This window comes from Flavobacterium sp. NPDC079362, assembly GCF_050267765.1.
Taxonomy (GTDB): Bacteria; Bacteroidota; Bacteroidia; order Flavobacteriales; family Flavobacteriaceae; genus Flavobacterium; species Flavobacterium azizsancarii.
Map to the genome: position 1 here is coordinate 494,451 of NZ_JBNNFM010000001.1, position 17,354 is coordinate 511,804.

General features: G+C 33.7%; 14 protein-coding genes. 11 read left to right on the top strand and 3 right to left on the bottom strand.

The genetic code is table 11. The annotated features are described in order from the left end of the window. Window positions 1–168 precede the first annotated feature (168 nt). Window positions 169–3,570: an isoleucine--tRNA ligase gene (ileS, locus tag ACQKCJ_RS02105; protein WP_427401251.1), complete on the top strand. Its 3,402-nt coding sequence runs from the start codon at window positions 169–171 to the stop codon at window positions 3,568–3,570. Between the two features lie 10 nt (window positions 3,571–3,580). Further along, on the top strand, window positions 3,581–3,961 hold the full coding sequence (locus ACQKCJ_RS02110; protein WP_072964239.1) for a TraR/DksA family transcriptional regulator: 381 nt from the start codon (window positions 3,581–3,583) through the stop codon (window positions 3,959–3,961). A 251-nt stretch (window positions 3,962–4,212) separates the two neighbouring features. Here ACQKCJ_RS02110 and ACQKCJ_RS02115 read toward each other — a convergent pair whose 3' ends face one another. After that, window positions 4,213–4,593 carry a hypothetical protein gene (locus tag ACQKCJ_RS02115; protein ID WP_271337236.1) on the bottom strand — a complete coding sequence of 127 codons (381 nt, stop codon included), beginning with the start codon at window positions 4,591–4,593 and terminating at the stop codon, window positions 4,213–4,215. A gap of 35 nt (window positions 4,594–4,628) precedes the next feature. After that, window positions 4,629–4,985, bottom strand: coding sequence for a roadblock/LC7 domain-containing protein (locus tag ACQKCJ_RS02120; RefSeq protein ID WP_427401252.1), 357 nt, complete (start codon window positions 4,983–4,985; stop codon window positions 4,629–4,631). 177 nt (window positions 4,986–5,162) lie between these two features. Between ACQKCJ_RS02120 and ACQKCJ_RS02125 the strand changes: the two genes are divergently transcribed. The 7 genes from ACQKCJ_RS02125 to ACQKCJ_RS02155 all read left to right on the top strand — a co-directional run bounded on the left by ACQKCJ_RS02125 (window position 5,163) and on the right by ACQKCJ_RS02155 (window position 16,051). Continuing rightward, window positions 5,163–5,378 (top strand): hypothetical protein, encoded by a 216-nt coding sequence (locus ACQKCJ_RS02125; protein WP_427401253.1) that lies wholly within the window; start codon window positions 5,163–5,165, stop codon window positions 5,376–5,378. A gap of 122 nt (window positions 5,379–5,500) precedes the next feature. After that, entirely contained in the window at window positions 5,501–6,100 is a 600-nt protein-coding gene (locus tag ACQKCJ_RS02130) for a lipoprotein signal peptidase (protein WP_271337239.1), read from the top strand. A gap of 143 nt (window positions 6,101–6,243) precedes the next feature. Continuing rightward, window positions 6,244–9,402: a UvrD-helicase domain-containing protein gene (locus tag ACQKCJ_RS02135; RefSeq protein WP_427401254.1), complete on the top strand. Its 3,159-nt coding sequence runs from the start codon at window positions 6,244–6,246 to the stop codon at window positions 9,400–9,402. An 81-nt stretch (window positions 9,403–9,483) separates the two neighbouring features. Then, window positions 9,484–10,677: a glycine C-acetyltransferase gene (gene kbl / locus ACQKCJ_RS02140; RefSeq protein ID WP_271337241.1), complete on the top strand. Its 1,194-nt coding sequence runs from the start codon at window positions 9,484–9,486 to the stop codon at window positions 10,675–10,677. A 113-nt stretch (window positions 10,678–10,790) separates the two neighbouring features. Beyond that, complete coding sequence (locus ACQKCJ_RS02145; protein WP_271337242.1) at window positions 10,791–12,254, top strand: OmpA family protein; 1,464 nt, start codon at window positions 10,791–10,793, stop codon at window positions 12,252–12,254. A gap of 63 nt (window positions 12,255–12,317) precedes the next feature. Then, entirely contained in the window at window positions 12,318–15,083 is a 2,766-nt protein-coding gene (locus ACQKCJ_RS02150) for a PD-(D/E)XK nuclease family protein (RefSeq protein ID WP_427401255.1), read from the top strand. Between the two features lie 293 nt (window positions 15,084–15,376). Then, window positions 15,377–16,051, top strand: a complete 675-nt coding sequence (locus ACQKCJ_RS02155) for an ATP-binding cassette domain-containing protein (protein ID WP_427401256.1) — start codon at window positions 15,377–15,379, stop codon at window positions 16,049–16,051. Between the two features lie 9 nt (window positions 16,052–16,060). Here the strand turns inward: ACQKCJ_RS02155 and ACQKCJ_RS02160 are convergent, their stop codons facing one another. Continuing rightward, entirely contained in the window at window positions 16,061–16,204 is a 144-nt protein-coding gene (locus ACQKCJ_RS02160) for a hypothetical protein (RefSeq protein WP_271337245.1), read from the bottom strand. A gap of 287 nt (window positions 16,205–16,491) precedes the next feature. On the opposite strand from ACQKCJ_RS02160, the gene ACQKCJ_RS02165 reads away from it, so the two are divergent. Next, window positions 16,492–16,812: a roadblock/LC7 domain-containing protein gene (locus ACQKCJ_RS02165; RefSeq protein ID WP_078006835.1), complete on the top strand. Its 321-nt coding sequence runs from the start codon at window positions 16,492–16,494 to the stop codon at window positions 16,810–16,812. A gap of 18 nt (window positions 16,813–16,830) precedes the next feature. Further along, the gene (locus ACQKCJ_RS02170) at window positions 16,831–17,205 is read left to right on the top strand and encodes a hypothetical protein (RefSeq protein ID WP_271337246.1); all 375 of its coding nucleotides are present in this window, start codon (window positions 16,831–16,833) and stop codon (window positions 17,203–17,205) included. The last annotated feature ends 149 nt before the right edge of the window (window positions 17,206–17,354 follow it).

A 17,354-nucleotide genomic window follows, 5' to 3' on the forward strand; every position in this document is an offset into this window, starting at 1 on the left:
ATTGGTTTCTGGATTATTAACTCGGTTTTTTGAGATTAGTACCGGAAACTAATCAATTCTTATGTTTTTGTACCAATTATCTCAACAAAAGTTTGTGAAATTTCAAGAAATTGATGGTCAATAATCCAAAATTCCTTACTTTCGCACCTCGTTTAAGAAAAGGATAAAATGAGCACAAAATTTACTGAATACAAAGGACTTGACTTACCAGCGGTAGCGTCAGAAGTACTTGATTTTTGGAAGGAAGAAAATATATTTGAAAAGAGTGTAACTACTCGCGAAGGTGCAGAGCCTTTCGTATTTTTTGAAGGTCCGCCTTCAGCAAACGGATTACCGGGAATTCACCACGTGATGGCACGTGCGATTAAAGATATTTTTTGCAGATATAAAACTCAAAAAGGTTTTCAGGTAAAAAGAAAAGCCGGTTGGGATACTCACGGATTGCCAGTAGAATTAGGTACCGAGAAAGAACTTGGAATTACAAAAGAGGATATTGGTAAAACAATTTCTGTCGAAGAATATAACGAAGCGTGTAAAAAAACCGTAATGCGTTATACTGACGTGTGGAATGACCTGACCGAAAAAATGGGATATTGGGTAGATATGGAAGATCCATATGTTACCTACAAACCTAAATATATGGAGTCTGTTTGGTGGCTTTTGAAACAAATCTATGATAAAGGTTTGTTGTACAAAGGATACACAATTCAGCCATATTCTCCTAAAGCAGGAACAGGATTGTCTTCTCATGAAGTAAATCAGCCTGGAGCTTATCGTGATGTTACAGATACTACAATTGTAGCACAGTTTAAAACATTGCCGGAAACATTGCCTTCATTTTTACAAGGTTTTGGAGATATTCACATCTTGGCCTGGACGACAACTCCATGGACATTGCCGTCGAATACTGCATTGACAGTTGGTCCAAGAATTGACTACGTTTTAGTAAAAACATTCAATCAATACACTTTCGAACCAATCAATGTTGTTTTAGCAAAGAATTTAGTTGGTAAACAATTCGGGAAAGGATTTTTTGCAAGTGAAGACGATGATGACTTTGTTAATGTAAAAGAAGGTGATAAAAAACTTCCGTACAAAATACTAGCAGAAGGAAAAGGTTTAGATCTAGTCGAGATTCGTTACGAACAATTATTGCCATATGTATTGCCTTATCAAAATGCTGAAAATGCATTTAGAGTAATCGCCGGAGATTTTGTAACTACAGAAGACGGAACAGGAGTTGTACATACCGCCCCAACCTTTGGTGCTGATGATGCTAAAGTAGCAAAAGAAGCAAAACCAGAAATTCCGCCAATGTTAGTTTTAGACGAAACCGGAACGGCAGTTCCTTTGGTCGATTTACAAGGAAAATTCACTTCGCATTTAGGAGATCTTGCCGGTAAATACGTAAAGAACGAATATTATGATGCAGGACAAGCTCCGGAGCGTTCTGTAGATGTAGAAATTGCTATTCGATTAAAAGAAGAGAATAAAGCCTTTAAGGTTGAGAAATACGTACACAGTTATCCACACAGCTGGAGAACTGACGAGCCGTTATTATATTATCCGCTAGACTCCTGGTTCATAAAAGTAACCGATGTAAAAGATAGAATGTTCGACCTGAACGAAACTATCAATTGGAAGCCTAAGTCTACTGGTGAAGGACGTTTTGGGAATTGGTTGAAAAATGCCAACGACTGGAACTTATCTCGTTCTAGATATTGGGGCATTCCGTTGCCAATTTGGAGAACAGAAGATAAAAAAGAAGAAGTTCTTATTGGTTCTGTTGAAGAATTGTACAATGCGATTGAAAAATCTATTGAAGCAGGTTTTCAAAAAGAAAATCCGTTTAAAGGTTTCGAGATCGGAAATATGTCTGAATCTAATTATGATTTAGTGGATCTGCATAAAAATGTAGTCGATCAAATTACTTTAGTTTCGGCTTCCGGCCAGTCAATGAAACGCGAAAGCGATTTAATTGATGTTTGGTTCGATTCTGGAGCAATGCCTTATGCACAATGGCATTATCCTTTCGAGAATAAAGACAAAATTGACGAGAATAAAGATTTTCCTGCTGATTTTATTGCAGAAGGTGTAGATCAGACTCGTGGATGGTTTTATACATTGCACGCAATCGGAACATTGGTTTTTGATAAAGTAGCGTATAAAAACGTAGTTTCGAATGGTTTGGTTTTAGATAAAGACGGAATTAAGATGTCTAAGAGTAAAGGGAATACAATTGATCCTTTTAAAACCATTGCAGAATACGGTCCTGATGCCACACGTTGGTACATGATTATGAATGCAAATCCTTGGGATAACTTAAAATTTGATCTTGAAGGAATTGCTGAGGTACGTCGTAAATTCTTCGGAACATTATACAACACCTATTCATTCTTTTCGTTATATGCCAATATCGATGGATTTAAATACGCTGAAGCGGAAATACCGTTAAACGAAAGACCTGAAATCGATCAATGGATTATATCTGAATTGCATACATTAATAAAATTTGTTGATGAATGTTATGCGGATTATGAGCCTACCAAAGCAGCAAGAGCAATTTCTGACTTTGTTCAGGAAAACCTGAGTAACTGGTATGTTCGTTTATGTCGTCGTCGTTTCTGGAAAGGAGAATATGCCCACGATAAAATTGCAGCTTATCAAACGCTTTATACTTGTCTGTTAACGATCAGTAAATTAAGCGCTCCGATCGCTCCTTTTTTCATGGATAAATTATACCGTGATTTAACGACTTCTACAGGAACCGAGCAATATAGCAGTGTTCACTTGGCTCAGTTCCCAAAATTTGTCGAAAACTTTGTTAATAAAACGTTAGAAAGCAAAATGCAGAAGGCGCAAACCATCTCATCTCTTGTTTTATCGCTTCGTAAAAAGGAAATGATTAAGGTGCGTCAACCTTTGCAAAAGGTAATGATTCCGGTACTTGATGAAAATCAAAGAGCCGAAATTCAGGCAATTTCTGAGCTTATAAAAGCGGAGGTAAACGTTAAGGAAATCATACTTTTAGAGGATGATTCAGATATACTGGTAAAACAAATTAAGCCTAATTTTAAAGCGTTAGGTCCGCGTTTTGGTAAAGATATGGGGTTGATTTCCAAAGAGATACAATCTTTTTCTGCAGATCAGATTAATCAATTAGACAAGCAAGGCACGTTAGACATTGTTATTGCTGGAAATAGTGTAACTTTATCATTAGAAGATGTCGAAATAACATCTCAGGATATCGAAGGCTGGTTGGTTGCAAATTCAAACGGAATAACAGTTGCGCTTGATATCACAATCTCTGGAGAATTGAAAAACGAAGGAATCGCAAGAGAGTTGGTAAACAGAATTCAAAATATCCGTAAAGATTCTGGATTTGAGGTTACTGATAAAATTAAAGTTCAAATAAAAAGAAGCGGTATTTTAGAAGAAGCAATTCTGAAAAATATAGACTATATAAAGTCTGAGACATTAACAGATGAATTGGTTTTTGTGGATGCATTAGAAAACGGCACAGAAATTGAATTCGATGATATAAAAACAATGATATTAATTTCAAAATAATATAAATACCATGACAGATGAAATTACAAGATACTCTGATGCTGATTTAGCTGAGTTCAAAGAAATAATTCAAAATAAAATACAAAAAGCACAAGCCGATCTGGATTTAATAAAAAGTGCTTATATGAATGATTTGAATAACGGAACAGATGATACTTCTCCAACTTTTAAAGCATTTGAAGAAGGAAGCGAAACAATGTCAAAAGAAGCAAACTCACAGTTGGCTATCAGACAGGAAAAGTTTATACGCGATCTGAAAAATGCATTATTCCGTGTTGAAAATAAAACATACGGTATTTGTAAAGTAACAGGAAAGTTAATTGGCAAAGAAAGGCTAAAAATCGTTCCTCATGCTACAATGAGTATCGAAGCGAAAAACTTGCAACGATAATAAATACTTAATAAAATAAGCGCTCCTTTTAGGGGCGTTTTTTTTTTTTGTTTAATGTTTTGCGAAAATGTGTTTATGGATGGCTGTAAAGCTTTTGAAAGAATTTAATTGCAATTTCTAAAAAGAAGTCGAAATTGTATCCGCTTTTTTTTGTAAGAAGTAAAAGCATTCGATTTGGGGCGAAGATTGTTTGTTTTAAATTAGAGCTATCCTGAATACAGATAGCTCTAATTTAAAATAGAACTAAAAAATTAAGCTAAGTTTTTCTCTAGCTCTAACTTGTGTTTTCTTAAGACAGCTCTTGTCATTCCTAAATTTGCCTTACTTGCATCTGCGGCAAGATAAATCATGAATTTTTTGTTTGGAGAAATGTCGATAATGTGAATTTGATTCGAAAGAGTAATCAGGATATCTTCAATGTCCTGGTTTAAGTTTAAGGCCTTTACCGCGTTTAGTTTTGCCTTTACAACCTCAAGGTTGTAAGCTGCTGCAAGTTCAGGATCAAAACCGGGGTCAACTGTTAAATTTCCAAAACTTAATCCTGATTCAATTTCGGTTACAGCCACTGCTATAAATCCATTTACGTTGGTTTTCATTTCGTTTAAAAACACATTTAAAAAGTCGTTACTCATAATTTAGGTGGATTTGTTGGGTGAATAGATTTATGTTATTTTAATAGGGAATTCTTACTCAATTCTGTCGCAACTTCATCTGTTGACCGCATTAATAAACCCAGATTGCTTCCGTCTTTTGAAAAAGCAATAATAAAATTAGTACCGCTTATTTTATTTCCAACGACAACCCCTTCAGATGTTTTTAAAAAAAGCTGTTTTAATACACCTTTGTCTAAATCAATTAAGAATTTTTCGCTCATTGATAAAATTGCAGCGCTCATTGCAGCGACACTGTCTCCGTAATCTATATTTAAAGATGTGATTAATTTTCCTTTTCCATTTAAGATTAATGCAGCAGAAGATTTGGTGTTAACCAGGAAGTCGTTTAGTGTGGATGTGATCTCATTCATATTTGTAGGATTTGGGGGAATTGTTAAAATTAATTCATTTCGATGTCTATTAGTGAAAAATGTTGCTTTTCGATTTAAACAAGTGTTAATTTTTACTAACAAATATAAATTAAATTATGTATTATTGTAATACCAAATCATTAATAATTTATTTATTTAACATAAAAAACTTACACAATGGCTAAAGTATTGAAATTCAAAGACGTGAACTCTGATGTGGAGAGCAGATTGAAAGATTTTGAAAAAATCCGCATTAAATTTAAAACCGATGTGAAAAAGGCTGAAGCCAAGAAGGCAACAGCAGGAAAAGAGGGTAAAGGTTTGCTTAAGTCTATCTCTGATTTTTTTGCCGATAGTCCAAAGAAACCTGTCCAGTCAACGGTTAAAAAATAAACTTTTTGATAGTGATTAAAATAAGCCGACGCATCTAAGTTTGTGTTGTGAAAGAATTAACGCTCCTTAGGGGGCGTTTTTTTTGTTTAAATTGTTACTTTTGCCCATCAAAATTTATTTAAATGTCATTACGAAAAGCGTATTTCCTTATATTTTTAGTTTTAATTGTTGATCAGCTTTCAAAAATCTATGTAAAAACAAACTTTGCTTTAGGTGATGAGGTGGTAGTTTTTGATTGGTTCAGAATTCATTTTATCGAAAATGAAGGAATGGCCTGGGGTACAAAAATACCGGGGCAATATGGAAAATTGATCTTAACTATTTTTAGAATTTTTGCTGTTTTCGGAATTGCCTATTGGTTGTCTGATTCGATCAAGAAGCGTCATTCGACTTATTTAGTCGTTGCAATTGCGCTTATTTTTGCAGGTGCGGCAGGAAATATAATCGATTCTGTTTTTTACGGGGTTATTTTTGATGACAGTAATGGTAATCTTGCAACACTTTTTTCTCCGGAACCTTACGGAACCTGGTTTCATGGTTTAGTGGTAGATATGTTTTATTTTCCGATATGGAGAGGAACTTTGCCAAATTGGTTTCCTATTTGGGGTGGTGAAGATGTGTCATTCTTTAATGCTATTTTTAATGTTGCTGATATGGCCATTTCTACAGGAGTGGGAATTTTGTTAGTTTTTAATAAAAGAGTCTTTCCAAAAACAGCTTAGTTATTTTATAAAATTCAAAAGAATAATTAATTCCAAATTCCAATATTTGACGTATTCATTGCGGGCAGATATTGGAATTTGGAATTTTCTATTATTGGGGTTTAATATTTATTGTGCTATTTTTGCAGTATAAAACTAAAGTTATGCAAAGTCCGTCCTTTTCTCTTTATGATGCCTCTGCAGGTTCGGGAAAAACCTATACTTTGGTTAAGGAATATCTTAAAATTATTCTTTCTTCTTCTAAAAATGATGCTTACCGAAATATTCTAGCGATAACATTTACTAATAAAGCGGTTCACGAAATGAAAAGCCGTATTGTAGGGAGCTTGTCTGAATTTGCAAAAGAAGAGCCTTCGGCAAAAGCACTTGACCTAATGGAAGATTTGTCTCGCGATACAGGTCTTTCTATCATTAAAATCAAAATAAAGTCTCAAAGCATAATAAAACATCTTATTCATAATTATGCTGCTTTTGATATTTCTACAATTGATAAGTTTACGCATAAAGTGATTCGTGCTTTTGCACATGATTTGAATTTGCCAATGACGTTTGAGGTAACTTTAGATACTGAAAATCTATTGGTAGAAGCAGTTGATGCGATTATTGCGCAGGCTGGTCAGGATGAAACTTTGACGAAATTATTGATTGACTTTACGATGGAGAAAACTGACGATGATAAAAGTTGGGACATTTCACGTGAAATTTTAGATACCGGAAGACTAGTTCTTAATGAGAATAACCGAAATGAAATTTCTCATTTTCAGGATAAATCTATCGAAGAGTTTGTTGTAATAAAAAAGAAGATGCTGGCTCTTTGTAAAGACCTGGAATCTGAAAATGGAAATTTTGCTACGGAAGCGCTTTCACTTATTGATAAAAGCGGTATTGATTTAAAATCATTTTCCAGAGGAACCTTCCCAAATCATCTGGAAAGTATTCGTGACGGGAAATTTAATCCCCGTAATAAAACGTTTCATGAGTTTGATGATATTGCAATTAATAAAACGGCTAAAGACAAAGCATTAATCGAAAATATAATTCCTGAACTACTTCAAATTTTAGAGAAGATTTATAAAAATTTCGAAAAAAGAGATTTTTATAAAGCATTCCTGAAAAATATTACGCCACTTTCCCTGTTAAATACCGTTAGTAATGAATTGGCAAAAATACAATCTGAACAAAATATCTTATCAATTTCAGAATTTAATGCTATAATTCATCGGGAAATTCAAAACCAGCCAGCCCCTTTTATTTATGAGCGTATTGGAGAACGGTATCGTCATTTTTTTATTGATGAATTTCAGGATACTTCAGAGATGCAATGGCAAAACCTGATCCCGTTAATCGATAATTCGCTTTCTGGTTTAGATGATTTTGGAAATAAAGGAACTTTGATGATTGTGGGAGATCCCAAACAATCTATCTATCGTTGGCGAGGAGGAAAAGCAGAGCAATTTATAGAATTGAGTAAGGGCTTAAATCCCTTCAATAATAAGGATAAGGTAATAAAACATTTAGATACCAATTACAGAAGTTTTAGTGAAGTAATTGATTTTAATAATGATTTTTTTAAGTTGATTTCGACAGAGTTTTCTAATGAAGATTATAAGGATTTATACGAGAATCACAGTTTTCAAAAGTCGAATTCAAAAAACGGAGGTTATGTCAATATTTCTTTTCTTCCGATAATAGAGAAAAATGATTTTGCTGATGAAGAAGAAGTTGTAGAGAAATCAGATTTGTATGTTTTAGCAACTTTAAATACAATTCAAAAAGTAAATAGTGAAGGTTTTGAGTATAATGATATTGTTATTCTGACCCGAAAAAGAGATCAGGGAATTGCAATTGCAAATTATTTGACGGAACAAGGAGTTCCTATTTTGTCTTCAGAAACATTGATGATTCAGAATGCTGTTGAAGTTCGTTTGATCGTTCATTTGTTGAAATATCTAAATAATAGTGCTGATCTGGAATCGAAAGCTAATTTCTTGCATTTTTTAGCTTCAAACAAAGAGCTTGAAATGCCGGTGCATGATTTCATTGCAAAAGGAATGGCGCAAAAGATTGAAGTTGATTTTGAAAAATGGCTTTTGACTTTTGATGTTTCTCTTTCTTTTGAAAATGTTCGGAAAAAATCACTTTACGAAGCAGTAGAAGTTATTATTTCAAAATTTATACCTCTTTCAGAAGGAAATGCATATATTCAGTTTTTTCTGGATATTGTTTTAGAACGGGATATTAGAAATCAGGCCGGAATTGCTGATTTTCTGACTTATTGGGATAAAAACGGGGAGAAGTTTAGTATTCCGTCTCCTGAAGGAATTAATGCGGTGCGAATTATGACGATCCATAAGTCGAAAGGATTGGAGTTTCCTGTGGTGATAATGCCCTTTGCTGAAGAAGATTATAATCGCAAGCCAAAAGATAAGTTATGGCTTGATACTGACGGTGCTGATCTGGATGTGCCAAAGGCTTTGATTGATAACAGCAGCGCGGTTGAGGGTTTTGGAGAAAGTGCTTCGGCTGTTTTTAATTTAAAAAAACAAGAAGAATTACTCGATAATATAAATGTTCTCTATGTAGCATTAACCCGTGCAGAAGAGCAGTTGTATGTAATCTCACAATCTCTAAAAGAAAGAAAAGACGGAGAGTTCCCGAGTAATATGGCTTCTTTTTTTATTAAATATCTAATTCATAAAGGATTGTATGATTCTGAGCAGCTAGAATATGAGTTTGGAAATAAGGTCAAGCTTTCGTTGCCAATAAAAGCAGTCGATTTGGTAAAAACAATACCTGTTGTGTCAGAAGTTTTAAATCCTAAAAATATTAAGATAGCACAGCGTGAAGCTTTAATGTGGGGAACGCATCAACAAGAAGCAATCGCATACGGAAATATAATTCACGAGATTCTGGCTTTTGTTAAAGACAAGTCAGATGTCGATTTGGCAATTACAAAAGCAATCGAAAATGGTTTGATTAAAGTGGATCAAATGGATATGGTTTTAGGATCTCTGCAGGAAATTGTGCATCATCCTGAACTCAGTATTTGTTTTGATGGAAATTATACTATTCTAAATGAACAAACGATTGTTCAGAAAGAAGGAAGGATTTTGAAGCCGGACCGAATCGTATTGACTCCAGATAAAGAAGCATATCTTTTAGATTATAAAACCGGAGCTGTGAATTCAAAATACACACAGCAAATTCAGGAATATCAGAATGCTATTGAAGATTTAGGGTATAAAGTGTTAAAAAAGGCTTTGGTATATATAGGAACAGAAATCGATGTGGTAAATTTGTGAAGAAATTAATCAGGTGTTAAATTATAATTTGGGTTTTAAGAGGTCTAATTTGTTAATTTTAACGTTTTAAATAAATAAAAAATGTACGGTAAAATAAAAGAACATTTGCAAAGTGAGTTGCAGACTATTGAAGAAAATGGAATTTTCAAAAAGGAACGAATTATAACTTCTGCACAAGGTGCTGAAATTACTATTTCGACAGGAGAAAAAGTTTTGAATTTTTGTGCCAACAATTATTTAGGTCTTTCATCACATCCTGAAGTAGTTCAGGCAGCAAAAGATGCGATGGATACTCACGGTTTCGGAATGTCATCTGTGCGTTTTATTTGTGGAACTCAGGATATTCATAAAACATTAGAGAAAAAAATCGCTGAGTTTTATGGTACAGAAGATACAATTCTTTACGCTGCTGCTTTTGATGCTAATGGTGGGGTCTTTGAGCCTTTGTTGGGAGAAAACGATGCGATAATTTCAGATAGTTTAAATCATGCTTCTATTATAGATGGTGTGCGTTTGTGTAAAGCAGCGCGTTACCGTTACGAAAACAGTAATATGGAGGATTTAGAACAGCAATTAATCAAGGCTAATGAAGCCGGAGCGCGTTTTAAATTAATTGTTACCGATGGTGTTTTCTCAATGGATGGTCTTGTAGCGCCATTAGATAAAATTTGCGACCTGGCAGATAAATACGATGCTATGGTTATGGTAGATGAATGTCATGCTGCCGGATTTATTGGTGCAACAGGTAAAGGTACGCTTGAAGCAAAAGGTGTTATGGGAAGAGTTGATATTATAACGGGAACCTTAGGTAAAGCTCTTGGCGGAGCAATGGGTGGTTATACAACAGCAAAAAAAGAAATAATAGAATTATTACGTCAACGTTCTAGACCATATTTGTTTTCGAACTCACTTGCGCCGGCAATTGTGGGGGCATCTATAAAGGTCTTTGAATTATTAGAAAAAGATACTTCTTTAAGAGATAAATTAGAGTGGAATACAAACTATTTCAAAGAGGGAATGAAAAAAGCAGGTTTTGATATTATTGATGGAGACTCTGCGATAGTTCCTGTTATGTTATATGATGCAAAATTGTCGCAAACAATGGCAGATGAGCTTTTGAAGAAGGGAATTTATGTAATCGGATTCTTCTTTCCTGTTGTGCCCAAAGATAAAGCCAGAATTAGGGTTCAATTATCTGCTGCACATACTAAAGAGCACTTAGATAGGGCTGTAGAAGCGTTTATAGTTGTCGGACAGATGTTAAAAGTTATATAATTTCCACTTAGAGGAATTTTTGTAGGTTTTTTTTAACATTTCATTTTGTATTTAAAAAATTTGGTGTTACTTTTGCTTGTAATTAACTAAATTGTAATTAAAAAAAATTAAGTATGAAACATCTTAACAAACTTTTAGTTGCTGTGATGATGGTGATGGGTTTAACTTCTCACGCACAAGACAGTAACAATCCATGGGCTATCTCTTTTGGAGTTAATGCCGTTGACACTAGAACCAGTTCTGGTGCAGGAAGTGGTTTCTTTGATCAACACTTTTCTCAGCCATTCGCTGCAAAAGACAACTGGAATATTCTTCCTTCTTTATCTTACATTGGTGTGTCTAGATACGTAGGTAGTGGTTTCTCTATTGGTTTACAAGGATCTGTGAACAAAATTGATAAATATGTTACTTTTAATCCAGCTGCTCCAGGGCACGATTCAAGAGGTAATGTTGTAACTAATCCTGGTGATTTGATGTATTACGGAATTGATGCTACTATTAAATATAGCTTCCAGGAATTAATCAAATCTAAAGTAATCGATCCTTCGTTATCTGTTGGTGGAGGTTATACTTTCTTCGGAGATAGCAGCTACGGAACTGTAAATCCAGGTGCTGGAATTACTTTCTGGTTTACTGATGCTATTGGTCTTGAGCTTGCTACAAGATACAAATGGTCAGTTAGTGGTGATAGAGAAGATGCAGCTGGTGTTCCAGATGCTCCATCTCACTTTCAACACACTGCTGGTTTAGTTTTCAAATTCGGAGGTAAAGATACTGACGGAGACGGAATCTACGATAAAGATGATGCTTGTCCAGACGTTGCTGGTTTAAAACAATTCAACGGATGTCCTGATACTGACGGAGACGGAATCGTTGACGCTAGTGATGCTTGTCCTACTGAATTTGGTTTAGCTGCATTAAACGGTTGTCCAGACAGAGACGGAGACGGAGTTGCTGATAAAGATGACGCTTGTCCAGATGTTGCTGGTTTAAAACAATTCAACGGATGTCCTGATACTGACGGAGATGGTGTTCCAGACAAAGATGACAAATGTCCTACAGTTGCTGGTCCTAAAGAAAATGGTGGTTGTCCTTTCTTAGACGCTGACAAAGATGGTGTAGCTGATAAAGATGATGATTGTCCTACAGTTTACGGTCCTGCTTCTAACAGAGGTTGTCCTGAAGTTACTACTGAAGCTTTAGAAGATCTTAAAGTTCAAGCAAGAGCTGTATACTTTAACACAGGTAAAGCTACTTTCAAAGCAGGAGACAAAGAAACTCCAGCTAGATTAGATGCAATTAAAGAAATCCTTAAAAACTATCCAAACGCGAAATTCTCTATTGAAGGACACACAGATAGTACAGGTTCTGCAAAAATCAACGACAAGTTATCTAAAGAGAGAGCTGAAGCTGTGATGAATGCATTAATCGAAAGAGGTGTTAATCCAGAAAACTTAGAAGCTAAAGGATTTGGATCTTCTCAACCAGTTGCAAGTAACAAAACTGCTGCAGGTAGAGCACAAAACAGAAGAACAGAAATTAGACACATTGGTTCTAAATACCAAGGTAAAATCTAATTTACTTTCTAAATAAAATCTAAAAGCCATTCTTAATTGAATGGCTTTTTTTATTTTTATCAAATGATAAATACTTCTTTTCTCGGAAAAATTGCAACTGTTATAATTCAGGATTATTCAACTAAACTTGTTCAGACTACCATTGTATTGCCAAATAAAAGAGCTAAAGTTTTTTTGATTGAAGCTCTGAAAAATGAAACTCAGCATACAATGCTTTCGCCTGAAATCATTAGTATTGAGGATTTTGTGCAAGATGTCGCATCAATCCGATCTATCGATGCAATTGAACTTTTATTTGAGTTCTATGAAGTTTACTTGTCAGTAACTGAGAAACAACATCAACAATCATTTGAGTTATTTGCAAATTGGGCAAAAACACTTTTACAGGATTTTAATGAGATTGATCGCTACTTATTAGATCCGGCGCATGTTTTGTCTTACTTAAAAGATATTGAAGACATAAAAAAATGGGGAATAGAAGTCGAAAACAGTACAAAACTCTTAGAGAATTATATTGATTTCTGGAAACTTCTTCCCATGTATTATGACGCCTTATACAATCATTTGCTGAATAAATCTGTTGGATACCAAGGATTGATTTACAGGGAAGCAGTGAATAATCTGAATCACTTTTCTAATACCGTTTCAAATAGGACTTTTATTTTTGCAGGCTTTAATGCTTTAAATGCTGCGGAGGAAAAAATTGTACAGCATCTTTTGGCATTGGATCGGGCTAAAATTTATTGGGATGTTGATCAGACTTTTCTCAATGATCCTTATCATGATGCGGGGCTTTTTGTTCGACGTTTTAAGGAAAGCTGGAAACATTATAAATCAAATATTTTTGAGTGGATTGTAGATGATTTTTCTCAATCTAAAAATATTCAGGTAATAGGAACTCCTAAAACTATTGGTCAGGCAAAATTAACCGGAAGTATTATCGAAAATATTATCAACGAAAACCCTGCAACATCTCTCGATAAGGTTGCTATTGTACTTGGTGAAGAAAATTTATTAATGCCTGTTTTATATTCATTACCATCTTCTGTAGGAAGTTTGAATATTACAATGGGATATTCCGGAAAGAATAATCCGTCGCAAATATTGATTGCAAAATTATTTAAAATGCATACCAATGCGCTTTCCAGAAAAGGCGAAAGTTATGTGTTTTATTATAAAGATGTGCTTGATATTTTAACGCATCCGTTGGTTGAGCCTTATGCAAATGCCAGAAATCTGGTTCGAATAATCAAAGAGAATAATTATACTTTTATTACTCACAATAGGATTGTAGAACTCAACTCAGATCAATCGCAATTGTTTAAATTGTTGTTCCGTAAATGGGAAAGTGGATCAGTTGCTGTTCTTGAAAATGTCTCAGCTATTCTACTTTTGGTAAAAGAAAATTTCAGCAATGACAACGAGGAAGAAAAGATTGCAAAAGCATTTGTTTATGCTGTTTTTAAAGTGATAAATAAATTGATTAATTATTACACGCAACATAGTCATATTGATAATATAGATACATTGCACGCGATCTATAAACAAGTTATCGATGTTGCTGAAATTTCGTTTGAAGGGGAGCCTTTGCATGGATTGCAAATTATGGGGGTTCTTGAAAGCCGGGTTTTAGATTTTGATACGGTAATTATAACTTCGATGAATGAAGGAAAGTTTCCTGCCGGAAAGTCCCAGAATTCGTTTATTCCGTATGATGTAAAAAGAGAATTAGGTTTGCCGACTTTTAAAGAAAAAGATGCGATTTATACCTATCACTTTTATCATTTATTGCAAAGGGCGAAAAATATTTATCTGATTTATAATACTGAAAATGATGGATTGGATGCCGGAGAACGAAGTCGTTTTATAACGCAATTGGAAGTTGAAAAACAATCGAAACACAATCTGACTTTCGATATCTATAATCCGGTATTGCCAACATCAGCATATCAGCCAATGGTTGTGGCAAAATCTGATGCTGTAATGGAGCGTTTAAAAGAAATTGCAACGGTTGGTTTTTCACCTTCGGCATTAACGAGTTATATTCGGAACCCGATTGAGTTTTATTTTCAAAAGATTCTTCGTATTCGGGAAGTAGAGGAAGTAGAAGAGAATATTGCATTAAATACATTGGGAACTATAATTCACGAAACGCTAAAAGCTTTGTATGATCCTTTTGTTGGTAGATTTATTTCGGAAGCAGACATTGAAAACTGTTTCAAATTGTTGGATAATGAAGTTTTAAAACAATTTAAAGAAGTTTATAAAGAAGGAGAAATCAAAAAAGGTCGTAATCTTTTGGCTTTTGAAGTGGCAAAGCGAAATGTTTCTAATTTCCTGAAAATGGAATTAGAGTCTATAAAAAATGGAGATGCCATTAAAATTATAGCGTTAGAAAAGACTTATGAACGCCAATTGAATCATCCAAAATTGCCTTTTCCTGTTTTAATTAAAGGAAATGTTGACAGAATTGAACAACGCAACGGTAAAATTAGAATTGTCGATTATAAGACTGGTAAAGTCGAAAAAGCAAATGTAATACTTAAGTCTTGGAACGGATTAACACAAGAGCTTAAAAACGACAAAATCATTCAGGTTTTAGCATATGCGTTTATGTACGAGAATGAAGCGGCCGGTTTGCCTATTGAAGTTGGGATTATATCTTTTAAAAATTTAAAATCAGGTTTTCTTCCTTTTGGGTTTAAAGAAGATAAGGAGTTAGATACAACGGTTACAAATGAAATTCTGAAGAGTTATATAGAGGAAATTGTTATATTGCTGACAGAAATTTTTGACATCAATATTCCTTTCGAGGAAAAAATAAATTAATCGATCAGAAAGCTTTATAATATATTCGAATTTTTTCAAACTACTTTAGTTATAAACGTATCGGTTTGTGCTATCGCTGTTTTGTTGACCGGTTTTGATTACTTCTTTGCTGTGTTTTTGAGCTTTGGTTTTTTGATAAGCATAGTTTTTAAGGAATTATATCGCAAGAATGAATATTTGTTTTATTCGAATAATGGGATTTCAAAGGCGAGACTTTTGATTTTTAGTTATCTCCTGACCATTTGTATTACACTTTTAATTGGTTTGATAACTTTTTTAATAAAAAGAATATTTTGAAAAAGCATATTTTAGAAGTTGATGGAATTCAAAAAAAGTTTAATGACAGAGTGATCCTTTCAGATGTGTATCTGAAATGTGAAACTGCTGAAATCATTGGTCTACTAGGAAGAAATGGTTCAGGGAAATCGACTTTGTTGAAGATTATTTTCGGTATAGAATCAGCTCCTAATAAATGTATTCGAATTGATTCTGTGTCAAAGAACAATGAAAATAGTTTGTCGAAAGAAATAAGTTATTTGTCGCAGGAACAATTTATTCCAAATCATTTGTCTGTAAAAAAGGCGATTTTATTATCGATCGATAAACAAAAACTAATACTTTTCTATGAAGATGAATTTATTCAGTCAATTTTAAGGAAAAGAATAAATCAATTGTCTAGTGGAGAATTGCGATACCTTGAAATTAAAATAGTGCTGTTTAATCCTTCAAAGTTTGTTTTGCTCGATGAACCTTACAATGGTTTGTCGCCAATTATGGCAGATGTGGTAAATGAATTGATAATTGTGAATTCAGCTAAAAAAGGAATTATTATCACCGATCATAATTATCTGAACGTAATCAGGATTTCGACTAAATTAATTCTGATTAAAGATGGTAAAACGCATTGTATCAAAGATAAAGCTGAACTTGTGGATAAAGGTTATCTCACCAGTTCAGCTTTTTTATAGTTGTTTTTTCTAGCTAAAAATCTTTTTGAAAAAACCTTTTTTTGCTCGTTCCTGTAAATCGGGATTATTTATGTTTCCGTTTTCAAAGCGGAATCTTCTAAATTTCATCAATTTTACATTTAAGTCAAAACGTACTTCGTCAACAGTTTTCATTTCAGTCATTTTTTTGCAAAGCTATGAAAAACTTCCAGTAAACTAAATTTCTTCTAAATGTTAAAATAATATTTAAGATATCTGAATTAGATTGCTGTTTTTTTAGATAAATCTTCTTTTTTTGTTTGCGTTTTTTATAAAATTTATTTTAAAAATAAAGAAACAGTATCGTATAAATAAAAGTATTTCAAATGGTTACGTGTGCCTTTTTTTTTAACAAGTGTTTATCGGACAATTCTGTTTATTAAAATATCTTTGACCCTTCTTAAAATTGAATAACAAAAGATATGATTGATTTAAATACACTTGTAGAAGAAACTGGGGCTGAATCTGGATTGACTTTTAATATAGATGGCATCTTGTTGGAATCTGTTAATTTAGAGTATGATGGTAATGTAGCGGCAATGATTGGAATGATACTTAAGATGTGTTTAGAAATGTCTGAAGATGTTAATAATGGAGATCTTAAACAAGTCATGATTAAGAATAAAGATGGTATTGTGGTGGCTAATAAAGACGAGCAGGATAACTGCGTTGCGTTGCTTTCTAAAGATATAAGTAAAATGGGACTTTTGCTGCGCAAGATGGATACCGTTTTCAATAATTAATTTAAATACAATTAAAACATGTCAGATTTTTTACAGAATTTTCAAAACGATTTAAAAGAAAATATCAACGGATTCATTGCTGTTTCAGTAACTGAAGTTGAAACGGGAATGTCTTATTCTTCACTTTCTTTAAATCCAAATTTTGACCCGGAATTAGCATCTGCTTATAATTTAGAAGTTGTAAAAGCAAAATTAAGCGCTATTAAAGCTTTAGGATTAAACCAAAAAATCAATGATATCTTAATTACACTAACAGATCAAATACATATTATAGATGTATCTGAAGATGGTAAATATTTTATTTATTTAGCTGTAGATTCAACAAAAGCGAACCTTGGATTAACAAGAGCGACTTTGTCTAAATTCAAAAAAGACATTATTTCAAAACTATAATATTTGCCCCAATAATGAGAAAAGGCTGTTCAGAATTTCTGAACAGCCTTTTTGGTTGTGTGCCCAGCATGGGCGATAACTCTAGGGTGTAAGTCCCGAACACGCCTTTACAGTGGGAAGTGTTAGCTGAATGCAAGGGTGTCCATCGC